Below are 15,536 nucleotides of genomic sequence, written 5' to 3'. Positions count from 1 at the left end.
GCTCCAGGCCGCCTGTCTGTCGAGAACACCGTACGCCCCGGCCACCGGCCCGCCAGGGCGCCCGGGTGACAATGGGCGCGACGAGGGAGGGACGGAACGCGCGTGCAGTGGACCTTGGTCATACCCCTGAAAGCCCTGTCGCGGGCGAAGAGCAGGCTCTCGGACACCGCGGCCGACGGCCTGCGCCCGGGGCTCGCCCTGGCGTTCGCGCAGGACACGGTGGCGGCGGCGCTGGCCTGCCAGGCGGTCGGGGATGTGGCCGTAGTCACGGGTGATGTGCTGGCCGGACGCGAGCTGGCCGCCCTGGGCGCCCGCATCGTCCCGGACGAGCCCGGGGGCGGCCTCAACGCCGCTCTGACGCACGCCGCCTCGGTCGTACGCGCCAGAAGCCCGCAAAGTCCGCTGGCGGCCCTGAACGCCGATCTGCCCGCCCTGCGCCCTCTTGAATTGGCCCGGGTCCTCGACGCGGCCGCCGAATTCCCCCGCGCTTTCCTCCCGGACGCCGCGGGAATCGGCACCACTCTCCTGGCCGCGTCGTCGAACCGCGAATTGCTCCCCGCATTCGGCCCCGATTCCCGCTCCCGCCACCACGCCTCGGGCGCCGCGGAACTCCTCCTGCCCGACGTGCCCTCCGTACGCCAGGACGTGGACACGGGCGCGGACCTGCGAGCGGCATTGGCACTGGGCGTGGGACCGCGCACCGCCGCGGCGGTCGAGCGCCTCAAAGCGGCCTGAACTCTCGGCCCCTCCAGGCAGGCGCGCTCCCGAACGAACCGCATACCCTTCCCCCATGCAGGCGACCGCGTACACATACGACCCAGAGACCCGCACAGGCCAGGTACTGCTGGACGACGGCACCCCTGTCCCCTTCGACGCCCCGGCGTTCGACAGGGGCGGCCTCCGACTGCTCCGCCCGGGTCAACGCGTACGGATCGAGGTCGAGGGCGAGGGTGGAGACGGGGCCGGGGCCGGGGCCGGTCAGGACACTGCCCGGCGCATCACACTCATCACACTGCAAACGTTCTGAACACGCCGCGGGCCGGGCTCCCCAGAGGGAGCCCGGCCCGGCGCGTGAGTATCCCAGCGCCCCTGTCTACCTGCGGGCGGTGGCCTTCTTGGCGGTGGTCTTGCGGGCCGCGGACTTCTTGGCCGGCGCCTTCTTCGCCGCCGCCTTCTTCGCCGGGGCCTTCTTCGCCGCCGCCTTCTTGGCGGTGGTCTTCTTGGCCGTGGTCTTCTTGGCGGCCGCCGAGGTCTTCTTGGCGGTCGTCTTCTTGGCCGTCGCCGTGGTCCGCTTGGCCGTCGTCTTCTTCGCGACGGTCTTCTTGGCGGTGGTCTTCTTCGCCGCCGCCTTCTTCGCGGTGGCCTTCTTGGCGACGGCCTTCTTGACCGTCGCGGACGCGCCGCCGGACAGGCTGCCCTTCGGGGCCTTCTTGACCGCGACCTCGCCACCGCGCGGCAGCTTCTTGGAGCCGCTCACCAGGTCCTTGAAGCCCTGGCCCGCACGGAAGCGCGGCACCGAGGTCTTCTTGACCCGAACGCGCTCCCCGGTCTGCGGGTTGCGGGCGTAACGGGCCGGACGGTCCACTTTCTCGAAGGAACCGAAGCCGGTGACCGAGACCCGGTCCCCGCTGACAACTGCACGCACGATGGCGTCCAGTACGGCGTCGACCGCTTCCGCGGCCTGCTGACGTCCGCCGACCTTGTCGGCAATCGCTTCTACGAGCTGCGCCTTGTTCACGTCTTCCCCTTCGGAGACATTGCCAGAACGAAAGTGTTCAAGCTTTTTCGCACGTTAGGCAGATATATACCGCAAATCAAACACGAAACGGGCTAATCACCCTTGTGCCGCAACGAACTGGGGCTGTCGCGAAGTTCCTCAGCGTTCCTCTTCGGGGATTCGGCCCTCGTCGAGGTCCGTCGTGAACCGCTCCAGCCGCCTTGTCGCATCGGCGAGATCGTGCTTGGCCACGGCCGTAATGACCAGCAGCTTCCGGGTCAGCGCCATTCGTACGCCCTCCGGGACTTGCAGTGCGCGCACCGTTGTGTGCGCTTCCTTGAGTTGGGACGCGACTGCCGCATAGAGCTCGAGTTGGCCGTCGTGTTCCATGCACAGATTGTGCCATCTGGGGCGAGTTGTCGCCTGCGCAGGGGGTAACTACCGCCTCCCGAGGGCCTCCCGCGCACCTCCCCACAAGGCTCTACCGAGACTCGGCTACCCCATCAAAACCCCTTGAAACAAGGGTAGTTGAGGCCAATCGCAAAGTCCTGAACACCCCTTCCGGAGGCAGACACAGATGTACCCCCAACCGTCCACGATTGGGGGTACAGAGGCCTGTTGCGCTGGCTGGAATCAGCCTTGTGGGGTGCGACTCCGATCGGATCCGAAGGGGTTCGGAGCCCCGAAGGCGATCACACCTGAACGGTCCGCGGCTTGTAGGAGGGCCGCTTGGACTCGTACGCGGAGATGTCCGCCTCGTTCTGCAGGGTGATGGAGATGTCGTCCAGCCCGTTCAGCAGCCGCCAGCGGGCGTTCTCGTCGAGCTCGAAGGCGGCCGTGATTCCCTCGGCACGCACCTCACGGGCCTCCAGGTCGACCGTGACCGGAGCCTTCGGGTCCTTCTCGGTGAGCTCCTGCAGCGCGTCCACGATCTTCTGCTCCAGAACCACTGTGAGCAGGCCGTTCTTGAGCGAGTTGCCGCGGAAGATGTCCGCGAAGCGGGACGAGATGACGGCCTTGAAGCCGTAGTTCTGCAGCGCCCACACGGCGTGCTCGCGCGAGGAGCCCGTACCGAAGTCGGGTCCGGCGATCAGGACCGTGGCGCCCGCGCGCTCGGGCTGGTTGAGGACGAAGGACGAGTCCTTGCGCCAGGCCTCGAAGAGCCCGTCCTCAAAACCGTCCCTGGTCACCTTCTTGAGCCAGTGAGCAGGGATGATCTGGTCGGTGTCCACGTTGCTGCGGCGCAGCGGGACGGCCCGGCCGGTGTGCGTGGTGAATGCTTCCATGGCTCTCAGACTCCAGCGGGCGTGCGGGCGGCAGACGACTGGTCGTTCAGGTCGGCGGGAGAGGCCAGATGGCCCAGCACGGCCGTGGCGGCGGCGACCTGCGGGGAGACGAGGTGCGTACGGCCGCCCTTGCCCTGCCTGCCCTCGAAGTTGCGGTTCGAGGTGGACGCGGAGCGCTCTCCGGGGGCCAGCTGGTCGGGGTTCATGCCCAGACACATCGAGCAGCCCGCGTGCCGCCATTCGGCGCCGGCCTCCTTGAAGACCAGGTCCAGGCCCTCGGAGACGGCCTGCAGACCGACGCGCGCGGAGCCGGGGACCACCAGCATCCGTACGCCGTCCGCAACTTTGCGGCCGTCGACGATCGCGGCGGCGGCGCGCAGGTCCTCGATACGGCCGTTGGTGCACGAACCTACGAAGACGGTGTCGACCTTGATGTCGCGCAGCGCCTGTCCGGCCTCCAACCCCATGTATTCCAGGGCCTTTTCGGCGGCGAAGCGCTCCGATGCGTCTTCGTACGAAGCCGGGTCGGGGACGGACGCCGAAAGCGGCGCTCCCTGGCCGGGGTTGGTGCCCCAGGTGACGAACGGCGCGAGGGAGGCGCCGTCGATGACGACCTCGGCGTCGAATTCCGCGTCCTCGTCCGTCCTCAGGGTCTTCCAGTACGCGACGGCGGCGTCCCAGTCCTCGCCCTCGGGGGCGTGGGCGCGGCCCTTGATGTACGCGAAGGTGGTCTCGTCCGGGGCGATCATGCCCGCGCGGGCGCCGGCCTCGATCGACATGTTGCAGATGGTCATGCGGGCCTCCATCGAGAGTTTCTCGATGGCGGAGCCGCGGTACTCCAGGATGTAGCCCTGGCCGCCGCCCGTACCGATCTTGGTGATGATCGCCAGGATCAGGTCCTTGGCCGTGACGTCCTCGGGCAGTTCGCCGTCGACCGTGATGGCCATGGTCTTGGGGCGGGCCAGCGGCAGCGTCTGGGTGGCCAGCACGTGCTCGACCTGGGAGGTGCCGATGCCGAACGCGAGCGCGCCGAAGGCGCCGTGCGTGGAGGTGTGGGAGTCACCGCACACGACCGTGGTGCCGGGCTGGGTCAGGCCCAGCTGCGGGCCCACGACGTGGACGACACCCTGCTCGACGTCGCCCAGCGAGTGCAGGCGCACACCGAAGTCGGCGGCGTTCTTGCGCAGTGTCTCCAGCTGGACGCGGGAGACCGGGTCCGCGATGGGCTTGTCGATGTCGAGGGTCGGGGTGTTGTGATCCTCGGTCGCGATGGTGAGGTCGAGGCGGCGCACGGGGCGCCCCGCCTGACGGAGACCGTCGAAGGCCTGGGGGCTGGTCACCTCGTGCAGCAGGTGCAGATCGATGAAGAGAAGGTCGGGCTCGCCCTCCGCGCGCCGGACGACGTGGTCGTCCCAGACCTTCTCCGCGAGTGTCCTACCCATCGCTTTCCCTCCGGCCGGCCTGTGTGGCGCCGGCCCAACTAGAGATTTCCGATGCGGCGCACCCGTACCCCCCGTATCGGGCGCCCTCCGCCTGGCCCGTTGGTCCGCGGGCCGCTGTACTTACCAGGGTGGCGCGTTCCACGGAAAATTGAACTTGCGTTTCACAGAGTGAGACGCGAGTATCGTTTCATGGACAACAGTAGCGGCGTCGGCGTTCTGGACAAGGCAGCCCTTGTCCTGAGCGCCCTGGAGTCCGGTCCGGCCACCCTCGCAGGGCTGGTCGCGGCAACCGGGCTGGCACGACCCACGGCACATCGCCTCGCCGTGGCACTTGAACACCACCGGATGGTGGCGCGCGACATGCAGGGCCGCTTCATTCTCGGCCCCCGTCTCGCCGAGCTGGCCGCGGCCGCCGGCGAGGACCGCCTCCTCGCGACGGCGGGCCCGGTGCTCACCCACCTCCGCGACATCACGGGCGAGAGCGCGCAGCTCTACCGCCGCCAGGGCGACATGCGCATCTGCGTCGCCGCGGCGGAGCGCCTGTCGGGCCTCAGGGACACGGTCCCCGTCGGCTCCACGCTCACCATGAAGGCGGGCTCCTCGGCCCAGATCCTGATGGCCTGGGAGGAGCCCGAGCGTCTGCACCGCGGCCTCCAGGGCGCCCGCTTCACGGCGACGGCCCTGTCGGGTGTGCGGCGCCGGGGCTGGGCCCAGTCGATCGGCGAGCGCGAGCCGGGCGTCGCGTCCGTCTCGGCGCCCGTGCGCGGGCCGTCGAACCGCGTGGTCGCCGCCGTCTCCGTCTCCGGACCGATCGAGCGCCTCACGCGTCACCCCGGCCGGATGCACGCCCAGGCGATCATCGACGCGGCCACCCGCCTCTCGGAGGCACTGCGCCGCACCGGCTGACGTGCAGCGCGGACCGACACCCGATCCGACTTCCTCCCGCCGGTCGCTTCAACGCCGCAGCGACCGACAGGAGTTGACGTCGACCCGGCGCTCAACACGAAGAAGCCCTCCCCATGATGGGGAGGGCTTCTTCAATGACGTACCCCCGACCGGATTCGAACCGGCGCTACCGCCTTGAGAGGGCGGCGTGCTAGGCCGCTACACAACGGGGGCCCAGGATCTTGCGTTTCCGCAGATCCGAGCTGGTCTACCAGGACTCGAACCTAGAATGACGGTACCAGAAACCGTAGTGTTGCCAATTACACCATAGACCAATGTGGTTCATACCAGTTGTTCGTACCCCCGACCGGATTCGAACCGGCGCTACCGCCTTGAGAGGGCGGCGTGCTAGGCCGCTACACAACGGGGGCCCTAGCGATCCTGCATGAGAATCAGTGGGTGCGACCCGGACTGTCTCCCTGGGAAGGATCTGTACCCCCGACCGGATTCGAACCGGCGCTACTGCCTTGAGAGGGCAGCGTGCTAGGCCGCTACACAACGGGGGCTTTGCGGAGTTGATCTCCGCGGTTGCAGATGAGCTCTGCGAGCTGGCCTACCAGGACTCGAACCTAGACTAACGGAACCAGAAACCGTCGTGCTGCCAATTACACCATAGGCCACTGAAACACAAACCCCCGCAGGGATCCTGCTTTAGCGTGCGCCTCCGGTCCGGCCTTTCGGCCCGCTCTCCGGCGGCGCAGGAAGAACATTACCTGAAGGTGGACGGCGCTCCAAAACGGGTATCGGGCCCGAGGATCGCGGGGAGTTCGGCCAGCGAGGCGATGCGGCGCAGGCCGGTGAGCCGATCCGGCACCCCGCCCGGTGCGGCGTCGGGGTCCGGGGCCGTGACGGCTCTCACGCCCCCGCGGTCGATCCAGACCGAGAACATTCCCGCGTCGGCCGCGCCCTGTCCGTCGATCTCCGGGTGGTCCCCGACGTACGCGACCTCGTGCGGCGGCAGTTCCAGGGCCTCGCAGGCCGCGTGGAACGCCTCCGCCGCGGGTTTCGAGACACCCAGCTCGGCCGCGCAGAGCACGGACTCGAACCGGTTCCGTACGCCGAGAACCCGCAGCTTGTGGTCCTGGACCCGGATGCTGGAGTTGGACAGCACGGCGTGGCGGTGGCTGCCGGCCAGGGTGTCGAGGACGGGCAGGACGTCCGGGAAGAGCGCCCAGGCCGACTCGTAGTGCCCGAGGTACCGGAGGAACCAGTCCTCCGCCTCGGGGTCGGTGAGGGGCTTGCCCAGAAAGGCCCGCACCCGGTCCCGGCGGCCCTCCTCCCAGTCCACCTCCCCCGCCGCGTACCTCGCCCACTGCTGGTCGGTGAGCTCGCGCCAGTGGCCGAGGGCCTGCTCGACGGAGGCGTACCCGTCGAGCAGGCCCTCGGCGGCGAGATGTCCGCGCATACCGGCCCGGTCGGCCGTGGTGTAGTCGAAGATCGTGTCGTCCACGTCCCAGACCACGGCTCTGATCGTCATGGTTCGACGGTACCGGCAGCGCGGGCCCGGCCGGAGGTTCGGGGGTTGTCCCCCGAAGCACAAGAGGGGCGGCCCCGGTCAGCCCGGTGCCGCCCCTCTCGTGTGCTTGAACTACGCGGTCAGCTTCGCCAGCGCCGCGTCGATGCGGGCCAGCGTCTTCTCCTTGCCCAGGATCTCCAGGGACTCGAAGAGCGGCAGGCCGATCGTGCGGCCGGTGACGGCGACGCGGACCGGGGCCTGGGCCTTGCCGAGCTTGAGGCCGTGCTCCTCGCCGGCGGCCAGGACGGCCTCCTTCAGGGACTCGGCGCTCGACCAGTCGGCCGCGTCCAGCTTCTCGCGGGCCGTACGGAGCAGGGCGTCGCTGCCCTCCTTCATGGCCTTCGTCCAGGACGCCTCGTCGAAGGCCGGCTCCGCGAGGAACAGGAAGTCGACGTTGTCCGTGATCTCGGAGAGGACCTTGAGGCGGGTCTGGGCGTGCGGGGCGATCGCGTCCCACGCGGACTGGTCGAAGTCCTCCGGCGCCCAGGGCGCGAAGGGGGCCTTCAGCCAGGGGGCGCAGCGCTCGGCGAAGTCCTTCACATCCAGCAGGCGGATGTGGTCGCCGTTGATCGCCTCGGCCTTCTTGAGGTCGAAGCGGGCCGGGTTCGGGTTCACGTCCGTCACGTCGAAGGCCGCGACCATCTCGTCCATCGTGAAGATGTCCTGGTCGGCGGAGAGCGACCAGCCCAGCAGGGAGAGGTAGTTGAGCAGGCCCTCGGGGAGAAAACCGCGCTCCCGGTAGAGGTTCAGCGAGGACTGCGGGTCGCGCTTGGAGAGCTTCTTGTTGCCCTCGCCCATCACGTACGGCAGATGTCCGAAGGCGGGCACCGACTTGGCGATGCCCAGCTCGGTGAGCGCCTTGTAGAGGGCGACCTGGCGCGGGGTGGAGGAGAGCAGGTCCTCACCGCGCAGGACGTGGGTGATCTCCATCAGGGCGTCGTCGACGGGGTTCACGAGCGTGTAGAGCGGGGCTCCGTTGGCTCGTACGATCCCGTAGTCCGGGACGTTCTCCGGGAGGTACGTGATCTCGCCGCGGACCAGGTCCGTGAAGGTGATCGTCTCGTCGGGCATGCGGAAGCGGACGATGGGGGCGCGGCCCTCGGCCTCGTACGCGGCCTTCCGCTCGGCGGTCAGCTCGCGGCAGTGGCCGTCGTAGCCGGACGGCTTGCCGGCGGCGCGGGCGGCGTCGCGGCGGGCGTCCAGCTCCTCCGTGGAGCAGTAGCAGTGGTAGGCGTGGCCCGCTTCCAGGAGCTTGGCCGCCACGTCGCGGTAGATGTCCATCCGCTGTGACTGGCGGTACGGCTCGTGCGGGCCGCCGACCTCGGGGCCCTCGTCCCAGTCGAAGCCCAGCCAGCGCATCGAGTCGAGCAGCTGGCCGTACGACTCCTCGGAGTCACGGGCCGCGTCGGTGTCCTCGATGCGGAAGACCAGAGTGCCCTCGTTGTGCCGGGCGAACGCCCAGTTGAACAGGGCGGTGCGGACCAGGCCCACGTGGGGGTTGCCGGTCGGGGACGGACAGAAACGTACGCGGACGGTCGCGTTAGCCACGCTTGATCACCTTGTTGGTGAGAGTGCCGATGCCTTCGATGGTGACGGCGACCTCGTCGCCGACGGTGAGGGGGCCGACCCCCGCGGGGGTGCCCGTGAGGATCACGTCGCCGGGGAGCAGCGTCATGGCCTCGGTGATGTTGACGATCAGGTCCTCGACGGAGTGGATCATCTCGCTGGTGCGGCCCAGCTGGCGCTGCTGGCCGTTGACCGTGCACATGATGGTCAGGTCGGACGGGTCGAGGTCCGTCTCCACCCAGGGGCCGAGCGGGCAGGAGGAGTCGAAGCCCTTGGCCCGCGCCCACTGCTTCTCGCGCTTCTGGACGTCGCGTGCGGTGACGTCGTTGGCGCAGGTGTAGCCGAGGATGACGTCCTTGACGCGTTCGCGCGGGACCTCGCGGCACATCCGGCCGATGACGACGGCCAGCTCGGCCTCGTGATGCAGCTCGTTCGAGAAGGAGGGGTACGCGATCTCGTCGCCGGGGCCGATCACAGAGGTGGACGGCTTGAAGAAGGCGAACGGGACGTCGGGCACCTCGTTGCCCAGCTCCCTGGCGTGCTCCGCGTAGTTGCGGCCGAAGGCCACGACCTTGTTGGGGAGCATGGGTGGCAGGAGCCGGACCTTGCTCAGCGGGACCTTGGTGCCGGAGAGCTCGAAGTCCGTGAAGGGATGGCCCTTGATGATGTCGAGCACGAGCCCGTCGGTCGACCCAGGAGGGCTCTCGCCCTCGACCGCGCCGAACGCGACGTTGCCGTCGATGGAGAACCTGGCGATGCGCACGAGATGCCTGCGCCCCTCACTGAGCTGGCTGGAGATTGAGGCTCCAGGCTAACGCGGGGGAGGGGCGCGACCTCGCGGGACCGCGGTGGGCGGGGCGTGGGAGGCTTACTCCGCTGCCATGGCCGCGACCGGGGCGTCCATCAGGATCGTGCGGCGGGGGTTGGCGGTCTGCGCCGGGAGCTCGACGGAGTGCTCCTGCCGCTCCGGCGTACGCAGCTCTTCGGCGTCCTCGAGGTGCGCCAGGGTCGTGCGTCGCGGGTTGGCTATGTTGAGGAACATCATCGTCGTCTTCATCTGCGGTTTCGGACCCTGTCGGTACGGGCGCCGGGCGGCTTCGGGAACCGCCGCGCGAGCGCGGGTTGTCGGATTTGCCATCCCTGTAAAGCGTCAGGCTAAACATGCGATTCCCTGTGGAACGCGTGAAGGCGACGTGATCGCCGTGTGAGTTTCCTCACTCACTAGTAGACAATCCGGGCAATTCGGACCCTCAACTCCCCCTGCCGAAACGGACATTGCCTCACTGAAGGCCTTATTCCGCTCCTGATCATGGCGACTGGGACACCGCTTACCCGCGCATGACTCGTGCACCCGCGTCCGTTATCGACACAATCGAATTCCACGTGCCGTAATACCTTCTTCACTGGGTGTCACGATGGTCACAGCATGACCCATGGGCCTTGTTGGAGATCCGGCACTGTGCTGGAATTCCACGGAACCGCCGCGGGATCGAACCGGCGCGCAAGGGGCGCGAACGCAGCGCCGAGTGGCGGCGGGAAGGGGGGCCTGCGCCGGTCACTCACGACCACACATGGGGGCGCGTTCAGGGCGCTCCCAAGACGCCGACACCGTCTCGCCGTTCACGCGGGGAGGCGCCTGGTCCAGAGGTTGCGACGCTAGTGCAGGGACGTTTCAAGAGGGATGGCAGCGCTTCGGCGGAGCCGGAGCCGCACGGCGGGACCGGCACCGGTTCCTCGCCCCAGCACGCCCAGAACCAAGGACCGGCAGGGGCCGGCGACGGAGGCGAGCGCTCTTCGCGCCCCGGTGCGCCCAAGGGCGCCCAGGGCAAGGGCGGTCCGACCCCGGTGACCGGTGGCCCCGGCACCCCGCCCGCCGCACCGCCCAAGGCGAAGAACCCCAGTGGCCCCGGCTCGCGAATAGCTCTGCGCAACTGGCGCATCTCCACACGTCTGGTGTCGCTGCTCGCGCTGCCCGTGGTCGCCGCCACCTCGCTGGGTGCCCTGCGCATCAGCGACACGATGGACGAGATCCAGCAGCTCGAGAACATGAAGCTGCTGACCGACATGACGAAGCAGGCGACCGAACTCGCCTCCGCGCTCCAGGACGAGCGCGACAGGTCGGCCGGTCCGCTCGCCAACGGCACGAAGGCGTCCGACTTCACCGTCAAGGGCGTCCGCGACAAGACCGACCGTGCGCGTGCCGCCTTCATGGAGGGCACCCACGAGCTCGACGACGCGGGCAACAACGAGAACCTCGACGGCGTCCGGGACAACGTGGTGGCCATCGCCACCCAGCTGAACACCCTGAGCGGCATCCGCAACAACGCCTTCCAGAACGAGGAGAACTCCTCCCAGTCGGTCGAGTCGTACCACCGGCTCATCGAGCGGTTGCTCGGCCTCTCCCAGGACATGGCCGAGGCGACCAGCAATCCGGAGATGATCCAGCGCACGCGCGCCCTGGCGGCCTTCTCCACCGCCAAGGAGTACGCGTCCATCCAGCGCGCGGTCATCGCCGCGGCCCTGCCGGCCACCGACGCCTCGTACGGCGATCTCTCCGAGAACGACCGGCAGTACGGCCTCTCGGCCTTCGAGAACCAGAAGGCGGAGCTCACCAGCTTCGCCAGCATCTACGAGGGCAACTCGCGCGAGCTGACGAAGCCGCTCGACGAGCCGAGCCCGACCATCAAGGCGGCCGACACCTACGCGGAGCGTGTGCTCGGGCGTGAGAACGGTCTGCAGCTGCGTGACAAGCGCTCGTACCTGGACTGGGTGGACGCCGACTCCGCCAGGTACCAGGAAATGTCGAAGATCGAGCTCACGCTGCTCAACGAGATGGAGCAGAAGGCCCGCGAGCTGCGCAACGAGGCCGAGCAGGAAGCGATCATCTCCGGTGCGCTGATCCTGCTGGTGCTCGGTGTCTCGCTGGTCGGCGCCTTCGTGGTGGCCCGCTCCATGATCCGCTCGCTGCGCCGCCTCCAGGACACCGCGACGAGGGTCGCCCAGGACCGGCTGCCCGAACTGGTCAAGCAGCTCTCCGAGTCCGACCCGCAGGACGTCGACACGTCCGTCGAGTCGGTCGGTGTGCACTCGAAGGACGAGATCGGCAAGGTCGCCGCGGCCTTCGACGACGTGCACCGCGAGGCCGTACGACTCGCCGCCGAGCAGGCCCTCCTGCGAGGCAACGTCAACGCGATGTTCACCAACCTCTCGCGCCGTTCCCAGGGCCTCATCCAGCGTCAGCTCTCGCTCATCTCCGAACTGGAGTCCCGCGAGGCCGACCCGGACCAGCTGTCCTCGCTGTTCAAGCTCGACCACCTCGCGACCCGCATGCGCCGTAACGGCGAGAACCTCCTCGTCCTCGCCGGTGAAGAGCCCGGCCGCCGCTGGACCCGCCCGGTCCCGCTGGTCGACGTGCTCCGCGCCGCCGCCTCCGAGGTGGAGCAGTACGAGCGCATCGAGCTGGCCGCCGTGCCGACGACCGAGGTCGCCGGCCGCGTGGTCAACGACCTCGTGCACCTGCTCGCCGAGCTCCTTGAGAACGCCACGTCGTTCTCCTCCCCGCAGACCAAGGTCAAGGTCACCGGTCACGCGCTGCCCGACGGCCGTGTGCTGATCGAGATCCACGACACGGGTATCGGTCTCTCGCCCGAGGACCTCGCGGCGATCAACGAGCGGCTCGCCTCGCCGCCCACCGTGGACGTCTCGGTCTCCCGCCGCATGGGTCTGTTCGTGGTCGGCCGGCTGTCCCAGCGCCACGGCATCCGCATCCAGCTGCGGCCCTCCGACTCCGGTGGTACGACCGCGCTGGTCATGCTGCCCGTCGATGTCGCCCAGGGCGGCAAGAAGATTCCGGGCAACAAGCAGGGCCAGGGTGCTCCCACCGGCGGCGGCCCCGCCGCCGCGCAGGCCGCGGCCGGTGTCGCGGCGGCCCGCCGGGGCGGCGCCGGAAGCGGTCCCGCCCTCGGTGCGGGCGCCCCCACCGGCGGCAACGGCGGACGGCTGAACCCCGGCCCGCAGCGCGGCCAGGTCGGTGCCGGCACCGGAGCGCGTGCCGCACTGCCCAGGCCGGACGCGGGCGGTCGCCCGGGAGGACCGGGCGGACCACGCGGTCCCCAGCAGCCCCCGCAGGGCAGGCCGGCCCCGGCCGGTGCCGGTGCCCCGCAGTCCTTCAACGGCTTCGACAGCAACGACTCCGGCCGGCAGGACGCGTTCGGCGGCGGCCGTCAGGACACGATGGGCGGCAACGGCCGCAGCTCCGTGCCCCCGCCGCCCCAGCAGCGTCCGACCGGTGGCGACCAGGGCCGTCGTGCGCCTCAGCTGCCGCCGCGCGGTGGTCCGCGTGCCGAGCTGCCCGGCGGCAACCCGCAGCCGCGGGTGCCCAGCTGGAGCGACGACAACGCGCAGCCGCCGGTGCCGCGTTCCCCGATGGACGCCCCGCGCGGCCACGAGGAGCCGGACGCCACCTCGCAGCTGCCGCGGATCAACGACCGTCAGGGCCCGGGTTCTCCCGCGTCCACGGCGTCCACCTCAGAGTTTCCGCGGATCGACGACCGTCAGGGCGCCGGTTCCACGGGCGAGTACCCGCGGCCGGACTACGACGCCCCGCGTTCCGGCGCGGGTGCGCCGCAGAGCAACGGGCAGTTCGTCCGCCCGGACGTCTTCGGCACGCCGAATCCTTCCGGCTCGGGCCAGAACCCGTCCTCGGGAGGCCAGTACAACCGCCAGGACCCCGCCTCCACCGGCCAGTTCTCGATGCCCGGCTACGACGACGGTGGTTCCACCGGTCAGTACGCGGCGCCCGGGCAGGATGTTCAGCAGAACCACACCGGTCAGTTCCCGGCGCCGAACCACGGCGAGCGGCAGGGCGGCGGCACCGGACAGTTCGAGCGTCCCGGTGCCAACGGCACCAACGGCTCCCGCCCCCAGCGTCCGCAGTCGCGTCGGCGTCCCGCGCTCCCCCAGGAGCCCGAGGCGCTGCCGCCGGCGGGTCCCGGTGACGGGCGTACGCCGCTGTACGACACCCTGGAGACCAACTGGTTCAACCAGGCCCAGGCCGGCAACGGCGAGCAGGCACCGCAGGAGCCCGCACAGGCTCCCACGGCCCCGCAGCGTCCGGTGCCCGCCGCGACAGGGTCCGCCTCCTGGCGGGCCACCCCCAATGACGAACTCGGCCGGCAGGCCGAGCGGGTACGCCAGCCCTCCGCGGGTGGCGTGACCGTCTCGGGTCTGCCGCGCCGGGTCCCCCGCGCGAACCTCGTCGCGGGGACGGCTCAGCAGCAACAGCACCAAACCGGTCCGCAGGTCTCGCGTGCGCCCGATGACGTACGCGGCCGGCTGACCAATCTTCGTAGGGGCATCCAGCAGGGCCGGCAGGCCGGCAACGGCCAGACCGGCAGCTTCCCCAGCCCCACTCACCAGCAGGAGCGTTAGTTGAGCCAGATGAGCCAGGCGGCACAGAACCTCAACTGGTTGATCACCAACTTCGTTGACAACACCCCCGGGGTGTCCCACACCGTCGTCGTTTCCGCCGACGGACTCCTTCTGGCCATGTCCGAGGGCTTTCCGCGCGACCGCGCCGACCAGCTCGCGGCCGTCGCCTCCGGACTCACCTCACTCACGGCCGGCGCCTCCCGGATCTTCGAGGGCGGCACCGTCGCCCAGACGGTCGTCGAGATGGAACGCGGCTTCCTCTTCCTGATGTCCGTCTCGGACGGATCGTCCCTCGCGGTCCTCTCCCACCCGGACTGCGACATCGGCCTTGTCGGATACGAGATGGCGCTGCTCGTCGACCGTGCGGGTGCGGTGCTGACGCCGGATCTGCGGGCCGAACTCCAGGGCAGCCTGCTCCATTAGCCAGGTTCTTACGTACGTCCGAATTTCACCGAACGTCCGCACAATCCGTCGGCCGCCCTCCCCCCACCGGCCCCGTCAGACGGCACGACTGACCGACCTGCTGTCCCGCCCGGAGGATCAATGACCCCGCCCACCGCCTCTCATGATCCGTACGCACAGCCGTACGAGGATGAAGGCGACCAGCCGCTGGTACGTCCGTACGCGATGACCGGCGGCCGGACCCGGCCGCGCTACCAGCTCGCCATAGAGGCACTGATCAGCACCACGGCCGACCCGGCGCAGCTGATGGGGCTGCTCCCGGAGCACCAGCGGATCTGCCACCTCTGCCGTGAGGTGAAGTCGGTGGCCGAGGTGTCGGCCCTGCTGTCCATGCCCCTGGGTGTGGCACGGATTCTCGTCGCGGACCTCGCGGAAGCCGGACTCGTCGCGATCCACCAGCCGGGTGGCGACGAGAGCAATGGCGGCGCCCCGGACGTGACACTGCTCGAAAGGGTGCTCAGTGGACTTCGCAAGCTCTGACGGGGGTCGGGCGACCACCTCCGCGAAGATCGTGGTGGCGGGTGGCTTCGGTGTCGGCAAGACCACGTTCGTGGGTGCCGTCTCCGAGATCAACCCGCTGCGCACCGAGGCCGTCATGACGTCCGCTTCGGCCGGCATCGACGACCTCACCCACACCGGGGACAAGACGACGACCACCGTCGCCATGGACTTCGGCCGTATCACCCTGGACCAGGACCTGATCCTGTACCTGTTCGGTACGCCCGGCCAGGACCGTTTCTGGTTCATGTGGGACGACCTGGTACGCGGCGCGATCGGCGCCGTCGTGCTGGTCGACACCCGCCGTCTCGCCGACTGCTTCCCCGCGGTCGACTACTTCGAGAACAGCGGCCTGCCGTTCGTCATAGCCCTGAACGGCTTCGACGGACACCAGCCGTACACGCCCGACGAGGTCCGCGAGGCCCTGCAGATCGGGCCGGACGCACCGATCATCACGACGGACGCCCGCCACCGCGCGGACGCCAAGTCGGCGCTGATCACACTGGTCGAGCATGCCTTGATGGCTCGCCTGCGCTAGGGACCACACGGAGGCCGTGTCCTGGTCGGCCCTGCGGGCCTGTCGGGCCTGGCATACAAGTTGGCAACGCCGTACGGCAGTTGTCGTAGACGCACTGGAGCCGACTGTGTCATTTGACACGGTCGGCCTTGGTGTT

The 15,536-nt window shown here is 69.4% G+C and carries 15 protein-coding genes and 5 tRNA genes; 7 read left to right on the top strand and 13 right to left on the bottom strand.

The window, feature by feature from the left end; translation table 11 throughout:
- Positions 1-102: 102 nt before the first annotated feature.
- Together cofC and ACH4YP_RS35860 are read left to right on the top strand one after the other, a co-directional pair.
- On the top strand, positions 103-735 hold the full coding sequence (gene cofC / locus ACH4YP_RS35865) for a 2-phospho-L-lactate guanylyltransferase (RefSeq protein ID WP_398495068.1): 633 nt from the start codon (positions 103-105) through the stop codon (positions 733-735).
- 55 nt (positions 736-790) lie between these two features.
- The gene (locus ACH4YP_RS35860) at positions 791-1,027 is read left to right on the top strand and encodes a hypothetical protein (RefSeq protein ID WP_398495066.1); all 237 of its coding nucleotides are present in this window, start codon (positions 791-793) and stop codon (positions 1,025-1,027) included.
- Positions 1,028-1,093: 66 nt separating this feature from the next.
- Here the strand turns inward: ACH4YP_RS35860 and ACH4YP_RS35855 are convergent, their stop codons facing one another.
- The 4 genes from ACH4YP_RS35855 to leuC all read right to left on the bottom strand — a co-directional run bounded on the left by ACH4YP_RS35855 (position 1,094) and on the right by leuC (position 4,445).
- Entirely contained in the window at positions 1,094-1,738 is a 645-nt protein-coding gene (locus ACH4YP_RS35855) for an HU family DNA-binding protein (protein WP_398495064.1), read from the bottom strand.
- Positions 1,739-1,876: 138 nt separating this feature from the next.
- Complete coding sequence (locus ACH4YP_RS35850) at positions 1,877-2,107, bottom strand: hypothetical protein (protein ID WP_361071041.1); 231 nt, start codon at positions 2,105-2,107, stop codon at positions 1,877-1,879.
- Between the two features lie 302 nt (positions 2,108-2,409).
- Complete coding sequence (gene leuD / locus ACH4YP_RS35845; protein ID WP_361071038.1) at positions 2,410-3,003, bottom strand: 3-isopropylmalate dehydratase small subunit; 594 nt, start codon at positions 3,001-3,003, stop codon at positions 2,410-2,412.
- A gap of 5 nt (positions 3,004-3,008) precedes the next feature.
- Positions 3,009-4,445 (bottom strand): 3-isopropylmalate dehydratase large subunit, encoded by a 1,437-nt coding sequence (gene leuC, locus ACH4YP_RS35840; RefSeq protein ID WP_361071035.1) that lies wholly within the window; start codon positions 4,443-4,445, stop codon positions 3,009-3,011.
- Between the two features lie 189 nt (positions 4,446-4,634).
- Here leuC and ndgR point away from each other — a divergent pair, with 189 nt between their 5' ends.
- Positions 4,635-5,351 carry an IclR family transcriptional regulator NdgR gene (gene ndgR, locus ACH4YP_RS35835; protein WP_189843598.1) on the top strand — a complete coding sequence of 239 codons (717 nt, stop codon included), beginning with the start codon at positions 4,635-4,637 and terminating at the stop codon, positions 5,349-5,351.
- A gap of 140 nt (positions 5,352-5,491) precedes the next feature.
- Here the strand turns inward: ndgR and ACH4YP_RS35830 are convergent.
- From ACH4YP_RS35830 to ACH4YP_RS35790, 9 genes are all read right to left on the bottom strand, one after another.
- Positions 5,492-5,564, bottom strand: a tRNA-Glu gene (locus ACH4YP_RS35830).
- A 29-nt stretch (positions 5,565-5,593) separates the two neighbouring features.
- A tRNA-Gln gene (locus ACH4YP_RS35825) sits at positions 5,594-5,665 on the bottom strand.
- A 23-nt stretch (positions 5,666-5,688) separates the two neighbouring features.
- Positions 5,689-5,761: transfer RNA gene (locus ACH4YP_RS35820), tRNA-Glu, on the bottom strand.
- Positions 5,762-5,823: 62 nt separating this feature from the next.
- A tRNA-Glu gene (locus ACH4YP_RS35815) sits at positions 5,824-5,896 on the bottom strand.
- A gap of 42 nt (positions 5,897-5,938) precedes the next feature.
- Positions 5,939-6,010 (bottom strand) — tRNA-Gln (locus ACH4YP_RS35810).
- Positions 6,011-6,099: 89 nt separating this feature from the next.
- Positions 6,100-6,867: an HAD family hydrolase gene (locus ACH4YP_RS35805; RefSeq protein ID WP_398495060.1), complete on the bottom strand. Its 768-nt coding sequence runs from the start codon at positions 6,865-6,867 to the stop codon at positions 6,100-6,102.
- 111 nt (positions 6,868-6,978) lie between these two features.
- Positions 6,979-8,454, bottom strand: a complete 1,476-nt coding sequence (gene gltX, locus ACH4YP_RS35800) for a glutamate--tRNA ligase (RefSeq protein ID WP_361071027.1) — start codon at positions 8,452-8,454, stop codon at positions 6,979-6,981.
- Positions 8,447-9,235, bottom strand: a complete 789-nt coding sequence (locus tag ACH4YP_RS35795; RefSeq protein WP_361071024.1) for a fumarylacetoacetate hydrolase family protein — start codon at positions 9,233-9,235, stop codon at positions 8,447-8,449. Before ACH4YP_RS35795 ends, gltX begins: the two co-directional genes overlap by 8 nt.
- A 105-nt stretch (positions 9,236-9,340) precedes the next feature.
- On the bottom strand, positions 9,341-9,529 hold the full coding sequence (locus ACH4YP_RS35790) for a hypothetical protein (RefSeq protein ID WP_361071021.1): 189 nt from the start codon (positions 9,527-9,529) through the stop codon (positions 9,341-9,343).
- 602 nt (positions 9,530-10,131) lie between these two features.
- Between ACH4YP_RS35790 and ACH4YP_RS35785 the strand changes: the two genes are divergently transcribed.
- The 4 genes from ACH4YP_RS35785 to ACH4YP_RS35770 all read left to right on the top strand — a co-directional run bounded on the left by ACH4YP_RS35785 (position 10,132) and on the right by ACH4YP_RS35770 (position 15,400).
- Positions 10,132-13,902 carry a nitrate- and nitrite sensing domain-containing protein gene (locus ACH4YP_RS35785; protein WP_398495057.1) on the top strand — a complete coding sequence of 1,257 codons (3,771 nt, stop codon included), beginning with the start codon at positions 10,132-10,134 and terminating at the stop codon, positions 13,900-13,902.
- Positions 13,903-13,911: 9 nt separating this feature from the next.
- On the top strand, positions 13,912-14,325 hold the full coding sequence (locus ACH4YP_RS35780; protein WP_044471908.1) for a roadblock/LC7 domain-containing protein: 414 nt from the start codon (positions 13,912-13,914) through the stop codon (positions 14,323-14,325).
- A 120-nt stretch (positions 14,326-14,445) separates the two neighbouring features.
- On the top strand, positions 14,446-14,844 hold the full coding sequence (locus ACH4YP_RS35775; protein ID WP_055614003.1) for a DUF742 domain-containing protein: 399 nt from the start codon (positions 14,446-14,448) through the stop codon (positions 14,842-14,844).
- The gene (locus ACH4YP_RS35770) at positions 14,825-15,400 is read left to right on the top strand and encodes an ATP/GTP-binding protein (protein WP_055614002.1); all 576 of its coding nucleotides are present in this window, start codon (positions 14,825-14,827) and stop codon (positions 15,398-15,400) included. Before ACH4YP_RS35775 ends, ACH4YP_RS35770 begins: the two co-directional genes overlap by 20 nt.
- The last annotated feature ends 136 nt before the right edge of the window (positions 15,401-15,536 follow it).

It is taken from the genome of Streptomyces sp. NPDC020747 (genome assembly GCF_044334695.1).
Lineage (GTDB): Bacteria > Actinomycetota > Actinomycetes > Streptomycetales > Streptomycetaceae > Streptomyces.
This window is presented reverse-complemented; position numbering and strand designations above follow the sequence as displayed.

Coding starts and splice junctions, on each gene's coding strand:
- ndgR (WP_189843598.1), top strand. CDS start 4,635: ATGGACAACAGTAGCGGCGTCGGCGTTCTGGACAAGGCAGCCCTTGTC.
- ACH4YP_RS35790 (WP_361071021.1), bottom strand. CDS start 9,529: ATGAAGACGACGATGATGTTCCTCAACATAGCCAACCCGCGACGCACG.
- leuD (WP_361071038.1), bottom strand. CDS start 3,003: ATGGAAGCATTCACCACGCACACCGGCCGGGCCGTCCCGCTGCGCCGC.
- ACH4YP_RS35860 (WP_398495066.1), top strand. CDS start 791: ATGCAGGCGACCGCGTACACATACGACCCAGAGACCCGCACAGGCCAG.
- ACH4YP_RS35850 (WP_361071041.1), bottom strand. CDS start 2,107: ATGGAACACGACGGCCAACTCGAGCTCTATGCGGCAGTCGCGTCCCAA.
- ACH4YP_RS35775 (WP_055614003.1), top strand. CDS start 14,446: ATGACCCCGCCCACCGCCTCTCATGATCCGTACGCACAGCCGTACGAG.
- leuC (WP_361071035.1), bottom strand. CDS start 4,445: ATGGGTAGGACACTCGCGGAGAAGGTCTGGGACGACCACGTCGTCCGG.
- ACH4YP_RS35805 (WP_398495060.1), bottom strand. CDS start 6,867: ATGACGATCAGAGCCGTGGTCTGGGACGTGGACGACACGATCTTCGAC.
- ACH4YP_RS35780 (WP_044471908.1), top strand. CDS start 13,912: ATGAGCCAGGCGGCACAGAACCTCAACTGGTTGATCACCAACTTCGTT.